This window comes from Alteromonas sp. KC3 (assembly GCF_016756315.1).
Taxonomy (GTDB): domain Bacteria; phylum Pseudomonadota; class Gammaproteobacteria; order Enterobacterales; family Alteromonadaceae; genus Alteromonas.
The window spans coordinates 1,653,467-1,675,035 of sequence record NZ_AP024235.1; the positions used below are offsets into that span (position 1 = coordinate 1,653,467).

Below are 21,569 nucleotides of genomic sequence, written 5' to 3' on the forward strand. Positions count from 1 at the left end.
CGTCGCTATCTAATTGACGGGGAAGGGTTTAAACGCAATTTAATCAGTAGGTTAGCGTTGTGATGCACGCGAGTAATACATAGAAAAAGTATTCTTCTTTATCACTTTTTTGAATGCAAATTTTTTAGCAGGCGAGATTCGTTTGAATCTCATAAGAATCGAGACGTAATTCACTTTGGTATAATGACTGCAACAATCGTTTTGTCAAAGAAAGGTAGGGTGTCTTTAAGGTCGCACAACCGTGTTAAACCCAAAATATGTTTTTGGGTTCAAGGGCTATTTAGCACAATACCTTATTTTCTGTGCATGGATGTATAAGCGCAGCGAAACAATACGGTAAGGAGAAAATGATGAAACATTTAGGTAAAATTCTAGCAATCTCAAGTTTTGCGCTTACTCTGGGCGCGTGCGATGTAAATAAAACGAAAGATGGTGAGATGCCAGATGTTGACGTTGATGCAGGCGAAATTCCTGAGTATGAAGTCGTTAAAACAGAGGACGGAGAAATGCCAACGGTCGATGTCGATGGTGGTGAACTTCCCGAGTACGAAGTAGAAACAGCTGATGTTGAAGTGCGTACTGTTACTAAAGAAGTGGAAGTTCCGGTAGTTGATGTTGAAATGCCCGAAGAAGATGACGATACCGACGATAACTAATGGGCTGCATTCGCGAATGCAATTAAAAAAGGCGAGCCATGCTCGCCTTTTTGCTGTTTGCTTACATCAAGTGCAATTAGTACTCAAACATCGCTGAAATAGATTCTTCGTTGCTAATACGTCGAATGGTTTCTGCAAGCATCTCAGACAACGTAAGTTGCTTAACTTTACCCATTTTCTGCATTTCTGCACTTAGTGGGATAGAGTCAGTCACAATAATTTCATCGATCACAGACTCTTTAAGATTGTTTACAGCATTTCCAGAGAAGATAGCGTGAGTAGCATAAGCATATACTTTTCGAGCACCATGCGCTTTCAACGCTTCCGCTGCTTTTGCCAGCGTACCGCCTGTGTCAATCATGTCGTCGACAATAATACAGTCGCGGTCTTTCACATCACCAATGATGTTCATTACCTGAGCGACGTTCGCTTTAGGGCGACGCTTATCAATAATGGCAAGATCAGTATCGTTAAGTAGCTTAGCCGTTGCACGAGCGCGTACAACACCACCAATATCAGGTGATACAACAACCGGGTCTACAAAATCTCTTCTTACCATATCAGCAAGAAGGATAGGCGTACCGAACGCATTATCTACAGGAACGTCAAAGAACCCTTGAATCTGCTCGGCGTGGAGGTCGATAGTAAGAACGCGGTCAACACCAACATTAGACAGGAAGTCAGCCACTACTTTCGCAGTGATTGGTACCCTAGCTGAACGAACACGACGGTCTTGGCGTGCATAACCAAAATAAGGGATCACTGCCGTGATACGACCAGCTGATGCGCGACGCAATGCGTCGATCATCACGATCAATTCCATCAGGTTATCGTTAGTAGGTGCACAGGTAGACTGAATAATAAAAACGTCCGAGCCACGGACGTTTTCATGAATTTCTACGCTGATTTCACCGTCACTGAAACGGCCAACTTTGGCATTTCCAAGTTTGGTATAGAGGCGATCGGCAACTTTCTGGGCAAGTTCTGGTACGGCATTACCTGCAAAGAGCTTCATATCTGGCACAAGTGGTTCCTCAGTGCGTTGATAAAAGAGGTTTGGCTGGGGTAGCAGGACTCGAACCTACGAATGGCGGGATCAAAACCCGCTGCCTTACCAACTTGGCTATACCCCAATTTTTAAGTTCTTGTCCGATGTGGCGTACACGCTATTTTTGTTGTTCTAATTTATCTAATAGTGGTGAGCGGTTCACACCTTTTGCGACAAAGCTCTGCCAATTATCAGGCATTTCTGCTTGAACTTGCTCGGCTAAAGCGCGGTCAGAAAAAGTGGCAAACACGCAGGCACCTGTGCCCGTCATTCGCGACGGTGCGTAGTGTACCAACCACTGTAATAATTTTGCAACTTCAGGATAGCGATTCTCGACTAATTGCTGACAATCATTGTGAGTTTTTTCGAATTTATAATCTTGCCATTGTATTGCAGGGGTATTTCTTGGCAATTCAGGTGCTGTGAACACTTGTGCCGTGCTCACATGCACATTAGGGTTGGCAACTAAATAGTACATCTCAGGTTGTGGTGCAGGGGTAATTTCCTCTCCAACACCGCCAGCAAATGCCGTTAACCCTCTTACAAAAATAGGTACATCGGCACCAAGTGATAATCCCAGAGCTGCCAGCTCATCTTCACTTAAACCCGTGTTCCACAAGTGGTTGAGTGCAACTAAGGTGGTCGCTGCATTTGATGAACCACCTCCAATGCCACCGCCCATTGGGAGACATTTATCAAGTGTTATTGTTGCGCCCAGCTTGCATTGAGTTGTTTCTGCCAATAAACGTGCTGCTTTTATAATAAGGTTGTCGTCATCGGCAACGCCTTGTAACGGTGTGGCCATTTTTGTGGTTGAATTTTGAGCGATAGTAAAGGCGAGCTTGTCACCGTAGTCGAGCATTTGAAATAAGCTTTGTAGCTGATGATAGCCATTTTCGTAGCGACCAAGAATATGGAGAAAAAGATTGAGCTTGGCAGGTGAAGGCCACCAGTCTTTTGTGTTTACTTGTGTTTTCAATTGAGCGTCCACTCGTAAATTTTTATTTTAAGTTGTGTTTTCGGTGTGTTTTCAGTTTGTTCTTGTGTAAGTGTAATACTATGTGGAAGCCAAACGTTGTCACTGGTTGCTGTTTTAACGCTTCCATAGTTGCCATAACTTACTTTCCAGTTTCGGCATAAGGTGCACGTACTTTCTAAAGTATTAACTAAGCCTTTTTCAGTAAGCGTATAAGAATCGTTTTCAAGAGGAAGGCCTTTGACCCAAGAGAGCAGAGAGTCTACTGGAATGATCATGCCAGTAATATTATATATAAGCGGTTCTGGTTGAGCGTCAATGTAAGTTTCACCATCGGCCTCTAACACGGATTTATTATCGGTAACATTAAGGTCGACCATGGTGACGCCAAGAAAATTTGCTAATCGAAATTCGAAATTACCAGAATCGTTTTTCCAAACTAGATTTAAACTCGCCGCTTCTTTACCCTGACGAAATGCAATTTTGCCACGCATTTGCCATTTGTTAACTTCGGCAACTTTTTGTAGTTGTGCAGTAAGGTTTACCGTGTGCTGTGGCCCTTTTGGTGCAGTGGTACACGCACTTAGCATAATAACCGTGCTGATACATAAAAATAGAATGCGAATCATTTCAGTAAATGCGCCTGATTAATATTAATACAAATAGTAGTAACAATATGGGAACACAGTTTCACCAACACTTTCAATCATTTTGGCTTTTTCGTACAATGCCGCTCCGACGTTGCCAGCACAGATTTTAATGACTTTACTCGCCCTCGGTATTAACCACAAAACAGCCCCAGTCGCATTACGTGAAAAAGTGGCCTTTACACCTGACTCATTGGTGGAAGCACTTGCGAGCTTAAAAAAGCTTGAAGGTGTAGACGAGTCAGTGATTGTGTCTACGTGTAATCGCACAGAACTGTATGTGAATACCCAAGATGAAAGTGGCCAGAAACTGCTGCAATGGCTCAGTGATTTTCATCATTTAAATGTACAGGAAATTTCAAACAACAGTTATGTGTTAACGCAGGATGAAGCGGTAAAGCATATCATGCGTGTGGCAAGCGGCTTAGATTCACTAATACTGGGTGAGCCGCAAATTCTTGGACAAGTAAAACAAGCTTTTGGTGACGCAAAACACTCAGGAATGATCAACAGCGAGTTTGATAAGTTATTTCAACATACATTCTCTGTTGCAAAACGCGTGAGAAGCGAAACCGATATAGGTGCTAACGCAGTAAGTGTTGCCTATGCAGCTGTTCAGCTGGCCAAGCATATATTCGCCGAGTTACCCAAGCGCTCAGTGCTGCTAGTAGGGGCCGGCGAGACGATTGAATTGGTCGCGCAGCATTTAAAAGAGCAGGGTGTAAGCAAGATAGCGGTTGCGAATAGAACTGTAGCGCGCGCCGAAGCATTGGCTGAAACCCTCGGAGCAAGTGTTTATACACTTTCCCAGGTGCCAGAACACCTAAAAGATTTCGATATAGTGATCAGTTCTACGGCCAGTCAACTACCTTTAATAGGTAAAGGCATGGTCGAAAAAGCTTTAAAGCAGCGAAAGAACATGCCCATGTTTCTTGTAGACCTCGCAGTTCCAAGAGATATAGAGTCAGAAGTCAATGACTTAGGTGATGCTTACCTTTATACCGTTGACGATTTACAGCATATTGTTCAAAAGAATTTAGAAAACCGAGAACAGGCAGCAATCGAAGCTGAAAAGCTTATAGATAAGCAAGCTGGCGACTACATGACATGGAAACAGTCGCAGCAATCAATCGATTTAGTGAGACAGTATCGCCAAAAAGGCATGGCGCAGCGTGACGATATTGTTGAAAAAGCCAAAGCACAATTGGCAGAAGGAAAAGAAGCTGAAGCGGTATTAGAAGAAATGGCGTATAAGTTAACCAATGCGCTATTGCATCCTACCACATTGGCGTTACGCGAAGCCGCCATGCACGATGATCCAGCGTTAAGTCGTTGGCTAGGGCAAGCATTAGCATTGTCTGACTATACGTCAGAAGAGAATAAATAAGGTAATAAGAAGCATATGAAAGAGTCGGTAGTTAGGAAGCTCGAGCATCTTGTTGAGCGTTTCGAAGAAGTTCAGGCCCTGTTAGGTGACCCTGATGTTATCGGCGATCAAGAGAAGTTTCGCAATCTATCAAAAGAGTTTAGCCAGCTTGAAGACGTCGTTGCTGGCTTTAATGCCTATCAGCAAGCCCAAGAAAATCTTGCGTCTGCATTAGAAATGCTAAACGAAGATGATGTAGAAATGCGTGAAATGGCGCAAGAAGAGATGAAAGAAGCGAAAGCGGATATTGAACGCTTAGAAACAGAGCTTCAAGTGCTGTTACTGCCTAAAGATCCTAACGACGACAATAACTGTTTCTTAGAGATTCGAGCAGGCGCTGGTGGTGATGAAGCTGCCATTTTTGCTGGCGACTTATTCCGTATGTACAGTCGTTATGCAGAGAGCAGAGGCTGGCGTGTTGAATTGGTCAATGCCAATGAAGGCGAACATGGTGGTTATAAAGAAGTTATTGCTAATATTAGCGGTGACGGGGTTTATGGCGTTATGAAATTCGAGTCAGGCGGTCACCGCGTTCAGCGAGTGCCTGAAACGGAATCGCAAGGACGTATCCACACTTCTGCATGTACTGTTGCGGTATTACCGGAAATTCCTGAGTCAGAAGCCATTGAGATTAATCCAGCTGAACTTCGAATTGATACGTTCCGCGCATCAGGTGCGGGTGGTCAGCACGTAAACAAAACTGATTCTGCTATTCGTATAACCCACTTGCCATCAGGCTTAGTGGTTGAATGTCAGGACGAGCGTTCACAGCATAAAAACAGAGCGAAAGCGATGTCTGTATTGCAAGCGCGTTTGAATCAGATTGAAGAAGAAAAACGTGCCGCTGAAGAGGCCTCCACCCGCAAAAGCTTGGTGGGTAGTGGCGATCGCTCAGAGCGCATTCGCACATACAACTTCCCGCAAGGTCGCGTTACAGATCACCGTATCAACCTGACAATCTATCGACTTGATGAAGTTGTAGAGGGTGATTTAAAGCAGCTAATTGACCCTATATTACAAGAGCACCAAGCTGACTTATTGGCGTCGCTTTCTGACGAATAACGATGCGAATTGACACCGCCCTCAATTGGGCAATAAAACAACTCGAGGGCGGTGAATCGCCCTCGGTTGATGCCAAAGTATTATTGGCTCATGTGTTAAATAAAACACAAACCTACTTATTCACTTGGCCGGATAAAACAATAAGCCCGATTGAGCAATCGCAGTACGAGGTTGCAGTGAAAAGAAGGCAATCAGGTGAGCCTGTCGCTTACATTATTGGGCAGCGAGACTTTTGGACGCTTTCGCTTAAAACGTCACCGCACACGTTAATACCTCGCCCTGATACCGAAATACTGGTAGAGCAAGTACTGCATTGGGCTCATCAACGCCTAAAGACCGCGCCCGACATTCCACTTGATATTTGTGACCTTGGCACGGGGACCGGCGCAATTGCGTTGGCTGTCGCTTCAGAGCTCAAAGATAGCAAAGTTTTTGGTGTCGACTTTCTTTTAGAAGCGGTGACTTTGGCCACGTCGAATGCCAAGTTAAATGCCATTTCAAATGCGACCTTCAAACAAAGCGACTGGTTTAGCGACCTTGGCGATCTGAGGTTTGACGTTATTGTGTCAAACCCACCCTATATCGAAGATACAAGCCCTTATTTAGCTCAAGGTGATGTGCGTTTTGAACCTAAGTCAGCCCTTATTGCAGGTCAAGACGGTTTAGACGATATCAAGCATATCATCAAACATGCACCTCATTACTTAAAGGCACAGGGACTATTGGCCTTTGAACACGGGTTTGATCAAGCTTCTCGTATACAAGCATTGCTGCTTGAAGCTGGATTTAGCGATGTTAAATCGGTTAAAGATTACGGAGGAAACGACAGAGTGACATTTGGTGTAATTAGTGGTTGAAAAACGTGCAAGTTTGCTTATATTCTGTTTTGCATTAGTATCTTTGTGACGCACTATAAAAATAAAAAGTGTAAAGCTTAACAATCTTTTACCTTACAGGATGTACCAGATGAATGACGACTTTCTATTCGCAGAAGACGATGACGAAAATGAATATGACGATCTGGGTAGTTGGAAAGTACTTATTGTTGACGATGAACCTGAAGTACATGCCGTTACCAAACTTGCACTGAACGACTTTAGCTTAAATGGTAAAACCCTTGAATTTGTCAGTGCTTACAGCGGTGAGGAAGCCAAAAATTGCTTTAGAGACCACGACGATATTGCAGTAGTTTTACTTGATGTCGTAATGGAAACGGATGACGCTGGGTTAAAAGTGGCCGAGTATATTCGCAACGAACTCGATAACCACTTCACCCGCATTATTCTGCGCACAGGGCAACCCGGTCAAGCCCCAGAGAAAGACGTTATTATCAATTACGATATAAACGACTATAAATCAAAAACTGAATTAACGGCTCAAAAACTGTTTACCGTTATCATCGCTGCGCTACGTTCCTACAGAGACATTATCGTTATCGAAGAAAACCGACGTGGCTTAGAAAAGATAATTGACGCCTCGGTTGACTTGTTTTCCTCTCGTTCCCTTGAAAAATTTATGCAGGGCATAATCCAGCAGCTAGCCTCAATATTAGGGTGCTCTAAAGATGCAGCCTACATTACGACAGCGGTAGCGACAACGTCACGTACGTTAAACACGGTTAATTCACCAAGCAATGTCAAATCCTCAATGGGTAAAGACGAGCTCTATGTTTTTGCTGGCAACGGCGAGTATGCAAGTAAGGAAGGTGTAGCGCTAAAAGAGGCAATCAGCCCCCAAGAATACGCTTTGTGCGCCAAAGCTATGCGCGAAAAACAAATAGTTTACGCTGAAGACCATGTCGTAGCCTATTGTAATAGCAAGTCACATAAAGGGGCGTTGTTATATCTTTCTGGTTTACCTAGAAGAATCGGCGAGAGCGATAGACACCTCGTAAAGCGTTTTTCTGATAGTGTACAACTCGCGTTTGATAATGTACTTAAAACGGTAGATGTCGAAGCAACTCAGCGTGAAATTATTGAGCGACTTGGTAAGGTGCTTGAGCACGAAAACGAGTCATCAAATCACATTAAACGCATGATTGAGATGTCAGTACTGCTTGCGCAAAAAGCAGGGCTAAAAGAAAAAGATGTTAACGCGCTTAAACTCGCCATTCCTCTTCATGATATCGGTACCTCTTTTGTGCCAAAATCGATTTTGCACAAATCTACGCCTCTCACTGAAGATGAGATTTTTGAAATTCGAAAACACGCCGAGTTCGGTTACCAAATACTGAAGAATTCAAGTCGACCCACTATTCAGTTAGCTGCAACATTGGCCAAAGAGCATCATGAGCGCTGGGATGGGCGCGGTTATCCTGATGGTAAAGCGCAAGATGGCATTCAAATCGAAAGCCGCATAGCAACGCTTGTAGACGTGTTTGATGCATTGATTAACGAACGTCCGTACAAGCCAGCATGGACTATCGATAAAGTGGAAGCGGTGATCCGCGAAGAAAGTGGGAAGCATTTCGACCCTGAGTTAGTGTCTTTGCTTTTAAGCGACTTACCTGCATTTTTAGCGATTCAGGCGCAATACCCTGATGACACAAAATAATTCAGCGAAGCTGTCGTGATTGATATTTGGGCATTTAGTTTGAATATCACATAAAAGCGTAACACTTTTCGAATTAAATCAACGATAATTACAGGTGCTTTTGCACCTGTATTTTTTTACAACCATAACAACAATAAGCGAGACATTGACCATGTACATGATGGCAAAACATCTTCATTTGACGGCTGTTGCACTAAGTATCCTTTTTTTCGTTTTTAGATTTATTTGGTTTCAGTTTGATGCAAATGCGCTCACCAAAAAATGGGTAAAAATTCTGCCCCACATTATCGATACAGTATTACTTGCAAGTGCAATTTGGCTTTGTGTTATTCTATCTCAATACCCCTTGGTTAATGCATGGCTAACATTCAAAGTCATAGGCGTTGTGCTTTATATTGTGTTCGGCCTATTTGCGCTAAAGAAAGCCAAGACCTCTGTCGCACGTTGGTGCTTTTTTGTTGCTGCGTTAGCTGTGCTTATGGCGACAGCGATGGTGGCAGTCACCAAGCAACCCCTCTTTTAGTTAATATTGGATATAAACATGTCTGAATCTCAACAGATTATTCGCGTTGGTGACGTTGAAGTCGCTAACCATCTTCCTTTTGTATTGTTTGGCGGAATGAACGTTTTAGAGTCGAGAGACTTAGCAATGCGTATTGCAGAACATTATGTTGAAGTTACGCAAAAGCTGAATATTCCTTATGTATTTAAAGCGTCTTTCGACAAAGCGAATCGTTCTTCGGTAACGTCTTATCGCGGACCAGGAATGGAAGAAGGCTTGCGCATTTTCGAAGAAATTAAGTCGACGTTTAACGTCCCGTTAATTACTGACGTTCATGAGCCCCATCAAGCAGCCCCAGTGGCAGAAGTGGTAGACGTTATTCAGCTTCCGGCTTTCTTAGCACGTCAAACAGATTTGGTGGTTGCTATGGCGAAAACCGGTAATGTAATTAATGTTAAGAAGCCTCAGTTTTTAGCCCCTCATGAGATGCGACATATAATGGGCAAGCTAAGCGAGGCGGGTAACGACAATGTTATTTTATGCGAGCGCGGCAGTTGCTTTGGATATAACAACCTTGTGGTAGACATGCTGGGTATGGACGCGATGAAGGAATATGCGCCAGTTATATTTGATGCAACTCACGCATTACAAATGCCTGGTGGGCGTGCAACATCAGCTGACGGCCGTCGAGCACAGGCTGCGCAATTAGCTAGAAGTGGCATGGCACTTGGCCTTGCAGGTTTGTTCATTGAAGCACATCCTAATCCAGACGAGGCAAAATGCGATGGACCGTGTGCATTGCCGTTGGCTAAGCTAGAGCCTTATTTACAGCAAATGAAAGCGTTAGATGAACTTGTAAAAGGCTTTGATGCGTTAGATACCAGTAATACCTAAGCGATAAGTGACGTTAGTTATCTTGTAAGGTTGATGGCGTATGCCGGTGCGTGCACCGGCATGCGTATCAGGTGTGAGAGTGGCTTATTCGCTTTCTGCGACGGTCACGCGCTCTTCACGTTTGCTCATAGCAATTAGATTTTCATGCAGTTTTATCTGCACAGCTTCTGCCAAAATTGCTTTTGACTGCTTTCTAACAAGAATGTGTGCGTCATTTTCAGGCAGTACATCTGCCATTTTAACGCTGGTCATTGCAGTGTTAATTAATGATTGAAGATTGATCTTTTCTGGTTGTGCGTTAGCATTTGCAGCGGCACTTGCGAATGCCATTACAGACACGCTAGCTAGTAGTAGTTTTTTCATTTTCACACCTAATAAAAATAATTAAAAATATGTTGCTTTTTGTTAAAATGATTAACAAGTAAGCTGTATAAAACGCTGAAATTCAAAGTTCTTTTTAAATTTCGGGTAAATAGTAGTCAGTATTGGGTTAAAAATAAAACGAGTTAAAGTATGGGTGGTCATTAGAAAAACTAATGCTTTTGTCATGCTTTGGTCACACTGGGTTGAAAAGTTTATATGCATCGACGTTTACCCCCCTTAAATGCGCTCAAAGCCTTTGAGGCAGCAGCGAGACACTTGAGTTTTACAAAAGCCGCCGATGAGCTTTTTGTGACTCAAGCTGCGGTGAGTCACCAGATAAAAGCGTTAGAAGATTTTTTATCGATGAAGTTGTTTCTTCGTCGAAATCGAACTTTGCTGCTGACTGAAGAAGGACAGGCGTATTTTTTGGAGCTTAAAGATATATTTAAGCATCTCCAAGAAGCGACAGAGCGGTTATTAGCAAAGGGGAGCAAAGGCGCAATTACCGTGGCGATGCCACCGAGTTTTGCAAGCCAATGGCTGGTACCCCGTATTCATAAATTTAGTCTTGCGCACCCAGATATCGATGTTCGAATCAAAGCGGTGGATTTTGACGAAGGCTTTTTAGAAGACGACGTGGACGTTGCTATTTATTACGGAAAAGGGCGATGGGCGGGGTTACAAGCCGACCAATTACATCGAGAGTTTCTTACGCCTTTGTGCTCGCCATTGTTGTTCCAAGGACCTAAACCGCTAAATGATTTATCTGATTTGCGTCATCATGTATTGCTTCACGATCTCAGTCGGGCAGCGTGGAAAAACTGGCTTAAAACGGTTGGTGTTGTGGGCGTGAATGTAAATCAGGGGCCGGTATTTAGTCACTCAATGTTAGTGCTTCAAGCTGCTGCACTGGGGCAGGGTATTGCCTTGGGCAATACTGTGCTTGCGCGTCCTGAGATTGAAGCAGGGCGACTCGTGATGCCATTTGAAGAGCGTGTAGAAAGTCGGGATGCTTTCTATTTAGTGTGCGAGGAATCACAAGCAGAGTTAGGCAAAATTGCCGCCTTTAGAGATTGGATTTTAGCGTTAGTCGAGGAAGAGCAAGACGATGTTTGATATTGAAGTGCACAGTGCCACCAACCCAGCGGCTAGGCTTATACTGGCTCATGGTGCAGGTGCGGGCAAAGAGCATGAGTTTATGCAGGCAGTGACACAAGCGTTAAATGCACATAGTATCGAGGTTGTTTTGTTTAACTTCCCCTATATGCAAGTTATTAAAGAGACAGGAAAGCGTCGCCCGCCGGATAAAGCTGAAAAGCTGCTCGCGCATTTTTCAGACGTTATTGATCACGTTTCTCAAACGCGTCAATCACTGCCTACTTTTATTGGTGGGAAGTCGATGGGTGGGCGAATGGCCACAATGTTGGTAGACGACATTGAAAGCGTAAAAGGTGCGGCAATTCTTGGTTACCCTTTTCATCCGCCAGGAAAACCGGAAAAGACAAGAACAGAGCACCTCGAAACAACCGCGAAACCCATACTGATTGTGCAAGGAGAGCGCGACACATTTGGTACACAAAACGAAGTAGAAGCGTATACGCTTTCATCTTCGATTCAATGTGAGTTTCTTGTAGACGGTGACCATAGTCTAAAACCGCGAAAGGCCAGTGGAAAAACACATCAAGAACACATTGAGCGTGCTTCAACGCTGATAGAAGCCTTTATCAAAAATACGATTTAACATTAACGCTGTCATCGCCTTACAACATTATTCTTTACCGAGTAAACGTTAGCGTTTAGCGCTAAAAGAGTGTCAAATGAGTTCAACAAATTACAATACATCGTCCATGGCTCCCATGCTGCTTGCAGCTGGTGCTATATTTGCCGGAACAAGTGTTATGCTTGGCGCATTTGGGGCTCACGGACTAAAAAGCTTTTTATCTGCTCAGATGCTAAATACTTTTGAGATTGGCGTTCGTTACCAAATGTATCATGGCCTTGCTATCCTAGTACTGCCAGCTTTATCCAATTATGCAGAAGTTAAATGGCTTAATCGCGCAGCGATGTGTTTCGTGGTGGGCGGCGTTTTGTTTTCGGGAAGTTTATATGCATTGGCCCTCACTGGCATAAAATGGTTTGGGCCGGTAACACCTTTGGGCGGCCTACTCTTCATTATGGGGTGGGCAGTGCTTGCTTTCACTCTAGTACGTGGCCAGCGCGCCATTAAGGTAAGTAATGACAACTAGTATTTTAGCGTATTGTAGGCCGGGTTATGAGAGTGACACCGCCAACGAATTAACAACGCGTTATGGTGAAGCAGGGTGCTATGGTTACCCAGTATCGAAGAAAAATAATGGCTTTGTTCACTATCATTTATACGATGCTGCTCAGCTAGAGGACACAGTGAGTCAGTTCGCGGTTAGTGAGAGTATTTTTCCCCGACAACTTGTTGCGGTGTTTGCAAACATGGTGGACATCGAAAAAGAGGATAGAGTAGGGCAGGTATTAGATGCGCTGAGCGACATAGAAAAGCCGTTTGCAATATTTGGCGCAGTCGATGTTGAATATCCTGATACCGAAGAAGGGAAGACCCTAGCAAAGTTTTGTAGAAAGTTTACGGTTCCTTTGCGACAAGCGCTTCGAAAAGCCAATTGGCTCACTGCAAAGGAAAACGCAGGAAAGCCCAAACTACATATTTTCTTTGAATCATTTGAAATTTGCCATATTGGCTATACATTGCCCGATTATGGCAGTACTGATCATCTGGGAATTTGTCGTCTAAAATTTCCAAGTGATGCGCCAAGTCGGTCTACCCTTAAACTCGAAGACGCATTAGTGAATATGCTAAGCGCAAAACAGCAGGAACAAGTGCTTCGAACGGGCGGACGTGCGGTTGACTTAGGGGCGTGCCCGGGCGGGTGGACCTATCAACTCGTTAAGCGTGGAATGTACGTAGAGGCTATCGATAATGGTCTTGTGGCAGACAGTTTAATGAGTACAGGGTTAGTTGAGCATCATGCAGCAGACGGATTTACATATCGGCCACAATTTGGTCGTGTAGATTTACTTGTATGTGATATGATAGAGCAACCCGATAGGGTAGCAAAGTTGATGGGTGACTGGCTGGTTAAACACTGGGCAACGCACGCGATTTTCAACTTGAAGCTACCTATGAAACAGCGTTATGAAACTGTGATTGAAGCCATGACGTTGCTAAAAAGCCGTTTAAATGCGTTAGAAGATGCATTTGCGGTAAAGGTGAGGCATCTCTACCACGACAGAGATGAAGTTACAGTAACAATTGTTCGCACTTCAAAAGATGAGGTGTGATTTTGTTATTTTTCAAAAAAGTGTCATAAGCTTTTAAGTTGTTGATACTTATAGAAAAGAATTGATGGTGGTGCGGATTTTAGCAAACGAATTTGAGGTTTATGCTAAAAAAGGTGTAAATCTGGTACAAAAATCCTTTATAATCCGGCCGTTTTTTTACTCTGAACCAATGAAAGTGAACTAATGTCAGACTTATCTTTATACAGAAACATTGGTATTTTCGCCCACGTAGACGCGGGTAAAACTACCACAACAGAACGTATCTTGAAGCTTACTGGTAAAATCCATAAAACTGGTGAGGTTCACGATGGTGAATCAACTACTGACTTCATGGAGCAGGAAGCTGAACGTGGTATTACTATCCAGTCAGCGGCTACTACCTGTTTCTGGAAAGATCACCGCATGAACATCATCGATACTCCGGGACACGTTGACTTTACAGTTGAAGTATATCGTTCACTTAAAGTACTAGACGGCGGTATCGGTGTATTCTGTGGTTCTGGCGGTGTTGAACCTCAGTCAGAAACTAACTGGCGTTATGCTAACGAATCAGAAGTTGCACGTGTAATCTTCGTAAACAAACTAGACCGCATGGGTGCAGACTTCTACCGTGTTGTTGGCCAAGTTAAGAAAGTACTTGCTGCTAACCCACTAGTAATGACACTTCCAATCGGTATCGAAGACGACTTCAAAGGTGTTGTTAACCTTCTAGACATGAAAGCGTACATCTGGGACGATTCAGGTCTTCCTGAGAACTACGAAGTTGTAGATATTCCAGCAGATATGGTTGAAAAGGCTAACGAGTACCGTGAGCAACTAATCGAAACTGCTGTTGAGCAAGACGACGACCTAATGATGGCTTACATGGATGGTGAAGAGCCGTCTCTAGAAGACATCAAGCGTTGTATCCGTAAAGGTACTCGTGACCTAGCGTTCTTCCCAACATACTGTGGTTCTGCATTTAAGAACAAAGGTATTCAGCTAGTTCTTGACGCAGTTGTAGACTTCCTACCTTCTCCTACAGAAGTTGATCCACAAGATCTAACTGACGAAGAAACTGGTGAGCCTACAGGTGAAGTTGCAACAGTATCTGTTGACGAGCCGTTCCGTGCGCTTGCGTTCAAAATCATGGACGACCGTTTCGGTGCCCTTACGTTTATCCGTATTTACTCTGGTAAACTTAACAAAGGCGACACTATTCTTAACAGTGCAACTGGTAAGACTGAGCGTATCGGCCGTATGGTTGAGATGCACGCTGACGAACGTACTGAACTTACTTCAGCACAAGCGGGTGATATCCTAGCTGTTGTTGGTATGAAGAACGTTCAAACAGGTCACACGCTATGTGATCCTAAGCACCCTTGTACACTAGAGCCAATGATCTTCCCTGAGCCAGTAATCTCGATTGCTGTTAAGCCAAAAGATAAAGGCGCTAACGAAAAGATGTCTATCGCTATCGGTAAACTAGTAGCAGAAGATCCATCTTTCCAAGTTGAAACTGACGAAGATTCAGGCGAAACCATCCTTAAAGGTATGGGTGAGCTTCACCTAGACATCAAAGTTGATATCTTGAAGCGTACATACGGCGTTGAGCTAGAAGTTGGTCAGCCTCAGGTTGCGTACCGTGAAACTATCACGCAAGCGGTTGAAGACAGCTACACGCACAAGAAGCAGTCTGGTGGTTCTGGTCAGTTCGGTAAGATTGATTACCGCATCCGTCCGGGCGAAACTAACTCTGGCTTCAAGTTCACATCTACTGTTGTGGGCGGTAACGTACCTAAAGAATTCTTCCCTGCAATCGAAAAAGGTTTCGCAGGTATGATGGAAGTAGGTCCTCTTGCTGGTTACCCAGTACTAGACGTTGAAGTTGAACTATTCGACGGTGGTTTCCACGCAGTTGACTCATCAGCAATCGCGTTCGAAATTGCAGCGAAAGGTGCATTCCGTCAGTCAATGCCAAAAGCAGGTCCTCAGATTCTTGAGCCTGTGATGAAAGTTGACGTATTCAGCCCAGAAGACAACGTTGGTGACGTAATCGGTGACCTTAACCGTCGTCGTGGTATGATCAAAGACCAAGAAGCTGGCGCTACTGGCGTTCGCATCAAGGCTGACGTACCTCTATCTGAGATGTTTGGTTACATCGGTCACCTACGTACTATTACATCTGGTCGTGGTCAGTTCTCTATGGAATTCAGCCACTACTCAGCATGTCCTCAGAACGTAGCTGACAAAGTAATTGAAGAAGCAAAAGCACGTAAAGCAGCTAAGTAATTGACGCTTGCGTGACTGTTAGTTAACTAACAGCTTCGAAATTTAAAAGCCGGTCTTAATGACCGGCTTTTTTGTGCCTGTCAAAACAATACGCTGTGCCACTAAGAGTAAATGCTCAGATGTTTATCGTTTTAGTCTACAATGAAAGAGTATCGATAGAAGAAACACAGAGGGAATAAATCGATGTCTAAAAAGGTTTTGTTAATCGGACTGCGGTCAGACAGCGTAAACTATGAAAAATGGCCTCAGTTATCGAAGGAAAAACTCGATGCGGCTTTCGAACAAGTGGTAAGCGAATTAAACAATAATGGCTATGATTCATTGTGGTGCTTAACCGACCAAGGGGAGACCGCTGCGCAGCAGGTGGAAGAGGCATTAGCAAAGGAAAAGCCGGATATCGTTTTAATTGGCGCAGGTGTAAGAACGGACCCAGACCATTTCCTTTTGTTTGAACAGGTAATAAATATTGTTCATGCCAATGCACCTAAAGCAAAAATTGCATTTAACTCCTTACCTTATGATTCACTAGATGCAATTAAGCGTTGGAGTTAAAGCGCCACTTTGTGCAGTTAGCACACAAAGCGGCGAAAGTGTAAACACTACTTAGTTTAGTAGATAAGCCGCGGCAGCTTCGATACCTAAATCAACTCCTTGTTCGCGCTGTTCACGCGTAAAGAATGGGACCTCGATATCAACCGGAATGCCTTCTCCCTCATACCATACGCCGTTTGGTGTAAGGTAAAACTCATTTGACATACCGATATTGAAACCGTTGGGAAGCGTCCACTCCAATACGTTTGAAAATGCACCATGTGTCGCTTCACCAATAAGTGTAACGTTTGGCATTTCGTCCATAATCATCGTAAACGTTTCTGCTGCCGATACCGTACTAGCACTTGTTAAAACAACAATAGGTCCAAGGTAATTAATCTCTGAGCGGGGCGCTATAATGATGTCCAATAGTTCAGTCCTATTATTGCCATCACGAGCTTGTTTGCTAAACGCGTGAAACTCTTCTTGAGCAAAACGACTGGCGATAGCCATGCTAACATAATCGAATCCACCGTCATTGGTTCTCACATCAATGATTAGACCTTCAACATCTTTGAGATCGGTTAGGGCTTCATCTAACGCCGCATCTACAGCTGCAAGTGTATTGCGATTAAAGGTGAGCTCGTCATCGGTACTTTCAGCAAATCCGTGCATAGAGCCAATAAAAAGATACCCTAATCCTTCGTTTTGAAACCATCGGATGGCATCGTTTTCAGTAGACTTAACATCACTTGAGTCTTGTGCGTAGTTAGTCACTATTTGCCACTGTAGTGTTAAATTATTCAGAATGTAGCTTTCAAGCTGTTCCAATAGTGCAGTGGTCACGTCATCGCCAGAAATGGGATAGCTTAAGCTATTGTCATTGGCGAACTCTTCAACAAGACGTTCAAGCATAGTTTGCTTGGTAGTAACTTTGTACTCTAAACCTTGTGGCGAAATCACATAGTTATGGCCGTCGGCCAGTGGCTCAAGGGCGTAGGCCATTGCCGTGAACAGCGCTTCACTATTTGAATTTGTTGTTAACTCAGCGCCTGTCGTTTGAACAACATCGGACCAATTAACCCCCATACGTTCGAAATCTACGTAATATTCTTCAAAGATCTGGGTGTACATAGCAAATAGCTCTACGCTATCGAAACTACTTTCGTAATTCTCATCAATGGTGATTGGGCCTGTTTCACATGCTTGCGGCAATGAGTCGGCTTTATTAAACCGATAGCCAGGAGGGCCAAAAGTATCCGTACCGGTACCTGAATACCATTCAAGCGTATTTGCACTGTCCGTTTTTCTCAAAAGTCGCTCAAGAGACAGGGTGTCAACTTCAGTTTCTATGCCCATAACAAAACAGTAGTCGCTGGTATATTGATAAATTGCTGCTGAATCGTTACCTATTGCAATGCTAAGACCATAGCCAGGTGCAATCCAATTCCCCTGATATTCCTCAGAAATGGGATCTTCGAGCGATGCTGTAGGATTAATGTTAATTGGATCGTTGCTTGAACCGCAACCTGCAATGACTGATGCAGCTAATAGTGACAATCCAAGTCGCGATAATATTGCCTTGTTCATATATCCCTCTCTTACGTAATGTTAAAAAAACGAACTGTGTATGCGAGAAAGGGTAAAGTGGTTAAGGTGAATGGAAGGTGAAGGTTTATCATTAGTGGTCGGTAAGTTATTTACCGACCATCTCAAATACCATTAATACATTTTGTAGGGCAAAAACTTACCTGACATAACAACGCTAACTCTGTCGCCTTTGGGATCGTTTTCACGTTGTAAGTCCATAGAAAAGTCGATGGCGCTCATAATGCCATCACCAAATTCCTCATGGATGAGTTCTTTAAGTGTTGTACCGTACACGCTTACCAACTCATACCAACGGTAAATAAGTGGGTCGGTTGGTACTTCAGTCGGGAGTGAGCCTTTGTAGGGTACAATTTGCAACCATGCAATGGCTTCATCACTGAGTTCGAGCAGTGAACCGACGTTTTCAGCTTGTTGCTTGGTCATGGCCATTTGGCCTAAACACGCTGCGGTACTCCACTCTTTAGATTGGCCAATAACTTCAGCGATTTGTCGCCATGAGATACCTTTTAAAATTTTTGACGATTGGATCATGTCTGTAACTTGAGTGCGAGATGTAATCATGTTGATTCCTCTGTTAAGTTGAATAAATAAGAACAAGCGTAATTAAGTTGCTTATTACAAGTGCAAGTGAAAGGGCCTGATAAAACGCTAATGGGCTGCGTCTTACTAATGGTACAGGTTGAGACTGTTGATTAACGGTGGGGTAGCGAAGGGCATGTACAAATTCTGATAGTGCAGCAAAGCGTTTCGTAGGGTTGATGTGCAACGCGCGGCGAAGTGTCATATCGACCCAATTAGGAATAGGGCGCTTTGCGTCTAGCACACTTTGGTACTTCAATTTGTATTGGGCTGCATAGGTATTGCCATGGGCAACCTTGTTATTGTACGGATAGCGGCCACAAAGCATTACGTAGCAAAGCACCGCGAGTGAATATTGATCAGACTGTACTGAGCCCGCTTCCCCCAAAAAATACTCGGGGGCAGCATATAGTGCTGTACCAGGAATGCCTTGCCTATGATAAAGAGACGGGGCTTGCAATAGGCAGGCTGCACCGAGGTCGATAAGTGTGCAATGGCCTTCTGGGTTGATAATAATATTCTCTGGTCGAATATCACGGTGCACAATGCCTTGTCGATGCATGGACTGAAGGCCTGTAGCAACTTGCTCGATTATACTTCTCACCTGTTCAAGGCTTGGCGTCTCATTATCCATCATCCATTGCGCAAGCGTTTGGCCTTCTACGTACTGACTTAAGCAATATTGCTTAGATGGAGGGTTAGAAAAGCCCAGTTCAACATACAGCGGATGCTTAATGATATGAGGGCAATCAATCCGTCTGGCAAACCAACTTTCGATATTAGGAAGCAGTGTACAGTCTAACGTTGTGGGTTTGTCAGTAGTAATGAAGTCTGTCGCAAGTGTTTTTAGCACGAGTTGGTGGCGACCAGAGGTTTCATTTTCCTTATTACCTGACGCTGATGTCGCCAGATAAACGTGGCTGCGAGCCGATGTATAAAGCTGCCTTTTTACTATAAGCCCGTCAACGCTATCGCCAACAGTGAGGTGTAAGGCTTGGTCACTTTGAGGCACGAATAAAGTGTCCGGCGTGGATACAAAATTGGGAGTGATGGTAATTACCAATAACGTTGCATTGTCATCACTACCACTATCAAGCGCGCGATTTACATGTTGCTTGGCGAATTCGTCGGGCAATGATTGAAAGGTTTGCGCCTCTCTTAACGCATCTGAAATACTTGTAAATTCAAAGACACCATCACTACTTAGTGCAATGCTACTGCGTTCCGATAACGTCAACGTACTATAGTCAATCGCAATCTGCGAAGAAATGCCCAGGGCGTTTGCTAGATAACTATGGTCAGGCGACTCTGTGCTTGGCTGTCGATGCCCTCGAGTAAGGGTTTTGCAAACTAACGATGTAGCGATTTGCACTTCACAATCACCAACGTGAAAAATGTGAAGCGTATTGTCAACAATGACTACAGCAGAAAAAGTGCACACATAACCTTTTTCAGGGGTGTAACAAAACGCACTTTGTTGGTTTCTCGCCCAGAGCAATGCGTTTATTTCGATAATGAGTGCTTTTGCTGTTTGTTCAATGTCCCAAACTTCAGGGGCAAGATTGAACATTTTGGTGAAATGTGAAGTGGCGAAGTCACTGGCAACTTGACTCACTGTACTACTGCTTATGCCATCGGCAATGAGAAAAAAACTGGCTCGCTCATGACGAAAATTAGATGAATGGCTATGCGGTTTTGCTATGCAGTAACTGAATGCATCTTGATTAACGCGCTTTATTCCTTTGGTAGAATATGCGCTTAGCTCAATGTGCGTCGATGCTCTTGAATGACTAGGTTGATTCAATGGTGCATTCATATCGCTAAGCTCTCATAGTAAAACAATAACCCCAATTGATTTAAGCTGCGCGACTTCTGTTGAATTAAATCATTCATAAAAGCCGCGCATGCGCATTGTTAAATGGGCAGTGTTTCAGATGCAGCTGCGCTATTTACAGGAATTTTGCGTTTGGGCAAAGTTTTTACGTGAGTGGTATACAGTGTTAGACCCGTGAAGGCTAAACCACCTACTAGGTTACCTAGCGCCGTTGGGATTTCGTTCCAGATGAAATAATCCATAATAGAGAAATCACCACCCATAATGAGGCCAAAGGGGAATAAGAACATATTAACCACAGAGTGTTCGAACCCCATGAAAAAGAACAGCATGATTGGCATCCACATTGCCAACACTTTGCCACTTACGTGGGTTGAAATCATCGCGCCGACCACGCCAAGAGACACCATCCAATTACACAGCATGCCGCGGATGAAAATGGTGATCCAACCTGCGGCGCCGTGTTCTGCGTAACCGAGAGTTCTCGCTTCACCAATGCTCGCTACCTTTGTTGCAATAGCACCGCCATCAACGTTGTATCCCATAGTAAAGATAAACGACATCATAAAGGCAACGGTAAGCGCACCACCAAAATTACCTAAAAATACTAATCCCCAGTTACGCAAGATCTGCTTTGGCGTAACGCCTGGTCTGTTAGCCAGCCATGCTAAAGGTGTCAGCACAAAAACACCGGTTAACAGGTCAAAACCCATTAGGTATAGCATGCAAAAGCCAACAGGGAAGAGTACGGCGCCTAGCAGGAAAACTCCAGTTTGCACTGCGATAGTGACTGCAAAGACCGCCGCCAACGCCAATATAGCACCTGCCATATAGGCACGAATTAATGTGTCACGAGTGGACATATATATTTTTGCTTCGCCGGCATCTACCATCTTGGTAGCAAATTCAGCAGGTAATAGATAAGCCATGGGTTCACCTTTTGTTTAAGTAATTAAATTAAGAGGCCAAAGGGTTTAAATGATCAAAAAAAGGCGTCCGCAATTCTCTTTCGCAAAAGAATTGGGGACGCCTTTGTCCAAATCATTTAAATTGTTATGGCACGTTCGATAGCATCTTAGAGCTCAAAAAGCACCGCGCTATCGCTGTGTAACTGTAAATCTAATCCGCTCGATAACGTTATCGCAAGAAGTGTAAAGCGAGAAGAGTGCCAGTCTGAAATGACTTTTCGTATCGCTTTGAATAATCAGCAATATTTCTGTTTTCATGTTACTTCTGAATGCGCAGAGATGAGAAATAGTTTGGTTCAAATGCACCAAAATTGGATA

Annotated in this window: 21 protein-coding genes and 1 tRNA gene; 13 read left to right on the forward strand and 9 right to left on the reverse strand. The window is 43.8% G+C overall.

Going from position 1 to position 21,569, the window contains the following annotated elements:
* Positions 1–347: 347 nt before the first annotated feature.
* A complete protein-coding gene (locus JN178_RS07430; RefSeq protein WP_201283861.1) occupies positions 348–656 on the forward strand; it encodes a hypothetical protein in 309 nt (102 codons plus the stop codon).
* Between the two features lie 76 nt (positions 657–732).
* On the opposite strand, the gene JN178_RS07435 is transcribed toward JN178_RS07430, so the two are convergent.
* The 4 genes from JN178_RS07435 to lolB form a co-directional block, all read right to left on the reverse strand.
* The gene (locus JN178_RS07435; protein ID WP_159625344.1) at positions 733–1,680 is read right to left on the reverse strand and encodes a ribose-phosphate pyrophosphokinase; all 948 of its coding nucleotides are present in this window, start codon (positions 1,678–1,680) and stop codon (positions 733–735) included.
* Positions 1,681–1,713: 33 nt separating this feature from the next.
* Positions 1,714–1,789: transfer RNA gene (locus tag JN178_RS07440), tRNA-Gln, on the reverse strand.
* A 33-nt stretch (positions 1,790–1,822) separates the two neighbouring features.
* Entirely contained in the window at positions 1,823–2,683 is an 861-nt protein-coding gene (gene ispE / locus JN178_RS07445; RefSeq protein ID WP_202264907.1) for a 4-(cytidine 5'-diphospho)-2-C-methyl-D-erythritol kinase, read from the reverse strand.
* Positions 2,680–3,309, reverse strand: coding sequence for a lipoprotein insertase outer membrane protein LolB (gene lolB / locus JN178_RS07450; RefSeq protein WP_202264909.1), 630 nt, complete (start codon positions 3,307–3,309; stop codon positions 2,680–2,682). The genes ispE and lolB overlap by 4 nt, the downstream gene beginning before the upstream one ends.
* Before the next feature lie 130 nt (positions 3,310–3,439).
* On the opposite strand from lolB, the gene hemA reads away from it, so the two are divergent.
* The 6 genes from hemA to kdsA all read left to right on the forward strand — a co-directional run bounded on the left by hemA (position 3,440) and on the right by kdsA (position 9,764).
* Complete coding sequence (hemA, locus tag JN178_RS07455) at positions 3,440–4,714, forward strand: glutamyl-tRNA reductase (RefSeq protein ID WP_202264911.1); 1,275 nt, start codon at positions 3,440–3,442, stop codon at positions 4,712–4,714.
* Positions 4,715–4,729: 15 nt separating this feature from the next.
* Positions 4,730–5,815 carry a peptide chain release factor 1 gene (gene prfA / locus JN178_RS07460; protein WP_202264913.1) on the forward strand — a complete coding sequence of 362 codons (1,086 nt, stop codon included), beginning with the start codon at positions 4,730–4,732 and terminating at the stop codon, positions 5,813–5,815.
* A 2-nt stretch (positions 5,816–5,817) separates the two neighbouring features.
* Positions 5,818–6,672 carry a peptide chain release factor N(5)-glutamine methyltransferase gene (prmC, locus tag JN178_RS07465; RefSeq protein WP_202264915.1) on the forward strand — a complete coding sequence of 285 codons (855 nt, stop codon included), beginning with the start codon at positions 5,818–5,820 and terminating at the stop codon, positions 6,670–6,672.
* 109 nt (positions 6,673–6,781) lie between these two features.
* On the forward strand, positions 6,782–8,368 hold the full coding sequence (locus JN178_RS07470) for a response regulator (protein WP_202264917.1): 1,587 nt from the start codon (positions 6,782–6,784) through the stop codon (positions 8,366–8,368).
* A 151-nt stretch (positions 8,369–8,519) separates the two neighbouring features.
* Positions 8,520–8,891 carry a SirB2 family protein gene (locus JN178_RS07475; RefSeq protein WP_202264919.1) on the forward strand — a complete coding sequence of 124 codons (372 nt, stop codon included), beginning with the start codon at positions 8,520–8,522 and terminating at the stop codon, positions 8,889–8,891.
* Between the two features lie 18 nt (positions 8,892–8,909).
* Positions 8,910–9,764: a 3-deoxy-8-phosphooctulonate synthase gene (kdsA, locus tag JN178_RS07480; RefSeq protein WP_159625328.1), complete on the forward strand. Its 855-nt coding sequence runs from the start codon at positions 8,910–8,912 to the stop codon at positions 9,762–9,764.
* An 84-nt stretch (positions 9,765–9,848) separates the two neighbouring features.
* On the opposite strand, the gene JN178_RS07485 is transcribed toward kdsA, so the two are convergent.
* On the reverse strand, positions 9,849–10,127 hold the full coding sequence (locus JN178_RS07485) for a hypothetical protein (RefSeq protein ID WP_159625326.1): 279 nt from the start codon (positions 10,125–10,127) through the stop codon (positions 9,849–9,851).
* Positions 10,128–10,343: 216 nt separating this feature from the next.
* Here JN178_RS07485 and JN178_RS07490 point away from each other — a divergent pair, with 216 nt between their 5' ends.
* The 6 genes from JN178_RS07490 to JN178_RS07515 all read left to right on the forward strand — a co-directional run bounded on the left by JN178_RS07490 (position 10,344) and on the right by JN178_RS07515 (position 16,280).
* Positions 10,344–11,243 carry a transcriptional regulator GcvA gene (locus JN178_RS07490; protein WP_202264921.1) on the forward strand — a complete coding sequence of 300 codons (900 nt, stop codon included), beginning with the start codon at positions 10,344–10,346 and terminating at the stop codon, positions 11,241–11,243.
* Positions 11,236–11,868, forward strand: a complete 633-nt coding sequence (locus JN178_RS07495; RefSeq protein ID WP_202264923.1) for an alpha/beta family hydrolase — start codon at positions 11,236–11,238, stop codon at positions 11,866–11,868. Before JN178_RS07490 ends, JN178_RS07495 begins: the two co-directional genes overlap by 8 nt.
* Before the next feature lie 76 nt (positions 11,869–11,944).
* Positions 11,945–12,373, forward strand: coding sequence for a DUF423 domain-containing protein (locus tag JN178_RS07500; protein ID WP_232369718.1), 429 nt, complete (start codon positions 11,945–11,947; stop codon positions 12,371–12,373).
* Entirely contained in the window at positions 12,363–13,457 is a 1,095-nt protein-coding gene (rlmM, locus tag JN178_RS07505; protein ID WP_202264925.1) for a 23S rRNA (cytidine(2498)-2'-O)-methyltransferase RlmM, read from the forward strand. Before JN178_RS07500 ends, rlmM begins: the two co-directional genes overlap by 11 nt.
* 183 nt (positions 13,458–13,640) lie before the next feature.
* A complete protein-coding gene (gene fusA / locus JN178_RS07510) occupies positions 13,641–15,728 on the forward strand; it encodes an elongation factor G (RefSeq protein ID WP_202264927.1) in 2,088 nt (695 codons plus the stop codon).
* A 183-nt stretch (positions 15,729–15,911) separates the two neighbouring features.
* Entirely contained in the window at positions 15,912–16,280 is a 369-nt protein-coding gene (locus JN178_RS07515) for an SGNH/GDSL hydrolase family protein (RefSeq protein WP_202264929.1), read from the forward strand.
* Between the two features lie 51 nt (positions 16,281–16,331).
* Here the strand turns inward: JN178_RS07515 and JN178_RS07520 are convergent, their stop codons facing one another.
* The 4 genes from JN178_RS07520 to JN178_RS07535 form a co-directional block, all read right to left on the reverse strand.
* Positions 16,332–17,849, reverse strand: a complete 1,518-nt coding sequence (locus JN178_RS07520; protein WP_202264931.1) for a S41 family peptidase — start codon at positions 17,847–17,849, stop codon at positions 16,332–16,334.
* Positions 17,850–17,981: 132 nt separating this feature from the next.
* Positions 17,982–18,431: a cyanase gene (cynS, locus tag JN178_RS07525; protein WP_202264933.1), complete on the reverse strand. Its 450-nt coding sequence runs from the start codon at positions 18,429–18,431 to the stop codon at positions 17,982–17,984.
* Positions 18,432–18,444: 13 nt separating this feature from the next.
* A complete protein-coding gene (locus JN178_RS07530; RefSeq protein ID WP_202264935.1) occupies positions 18,445–20,265 on the reverse strand; it encodes a bifunctional protein-serine/threonine kinase/phosphatase in 1,821 nt (606 codons plus the stop codon).
* A gap of 98 nt (positions 20,266–20,363) precedes the next feature.
* Positions 20,364–21,212: a formate/nitrite transporter family protein gene (locus tag JN178_RS07535; RefSeq protein ID WP_202264937.1), complete on the reverse strand. Its 849-nt coding sequence runs from the start codon at positions 21,210–21,212 to the stop codon at positions 20,364–20,366.
* Positions 21,213–21,569: the final 357 nt, after the last annotated feature.

Coding starts and splice junctions, on each gene's coding strand:
- fusA (WP_202264927.1), top strand. CDS start 13,641: ATGTCAGACTTATCTTTATACAGAAACATTGGTATTTTCGCCCACGTA.
- prmC (WP_202264915.1), top strand. CDS start 5,818: ATGCGAATTGACACCGCCCTCAATTGGGCAATAAAACAACTCGAGGGC.
- JN178_RS07490 (WP_202264921.1), top strand. CDS start 10,344: ATGCATCGACGTTTACCCCCCTTAAATGCGCTCAAAGCCTTTGAGGCA.
- JN178_RS07535 (WP_202264937.1), bottom strand. CDS start 21,212: ATGGCTTATCTATTACCTGCTGAATTTGCTACCAAGATGGTAGATGCC.
- JN178_RS07485 (WP_159625326.1), bottom strand. CDS start 10,127: ATGAAAAAACTACTACTAGCTAGCGTGTCTGTAATGGCATTCGCAAGT.
- JN178_RS07500 (WP_232369718.1), top strand. CDS start 11,945: ATGAGTTCAACAAATTACAATACATCGTCCATGGCTCCCATGCTGCTT.
- JN178_RS07470 (WP_202264917.1), top strand. CDS start 6,782: ATGAATGACGACTTTCTATTCGCAGAAGACGATGACGAAAATGAATAT.
- JN178_RS07430 (WP_201283861.1), top strand. CDS start 348: ATGATGAAACATTTAGGTAAAATTCTAGCAATCTCAAGTTTTGCGCTT.
- lolB (WP_202264909.1), bottom strand. CDS start 3,309: ATGATTCGCATTCTATTTTTATGTATCAGCACGGTTATTATGCTAAGT.
- JN178_RS07520 (WP_202264931.1), bottom strand. CDS start 17,849: ATGAACAAGGCAATATTATCGCGACTTGGATTGTCACTATTAGCTGCA.
- cynS (WP_202264933.1), bottom strand. CDS start 18,431: ATGATTACATCTCGCACTCAAGTTACAGACATGATCCAATCGTCAAAA.
- hemA (WP_202264911.1), top strand. CDS start 3,440: ATGACTTTACTCGCCCTCGGTATTAACCACAAAACAGCCCCAGTCGCA.
- JN178_RS07530 (WP_202264935.1), bottom strand. CDS start 20,265: ATGAATGCACCATTGAATCAACCTAGTCATTCAAGAGCATCGACGCAC.
- JN178_RS07515 (WP_202264929.1), top strand. CDS start 15,912: ATGTCTAAAAAGGTTTTGTTAATCGGACTGCGGTCAGACAGCGTAAAC.
- prfA (WP_202264913.1), top strand. CDS start 4,730: ATGAAAGAGTCGGTAGTTAGGAAGCTCGAGCATCTTGTTGAGCGTTTC.
- kdsA (WP_159625328.1), top strand. CDS start 8,910: ATGTCTGAATCTCAACAGATTATTCGCGTTGGTGACGTTGAAGTCGCT.
- JN178_RS07475 (WP_202264919.1), top strand. CDS start 8,520: ATGTACATGATGGCAAAACATCTTCATTTGACGGCTGTTGCACTAAGT.
- JN178_RS07495 (WP_202264923.1), top strand. CDS start 11,236: ATGTTTGATATTGAAGTGCACAGTGCCACCAACCCAGCGGCTAGGCTT.
- rlmM (WP_202264925.1), top strand. CDS start 12,363: ATGACAACTAGTATTTTAGCGTATTGTAGGCCGGGTTATGAGAGTGAC.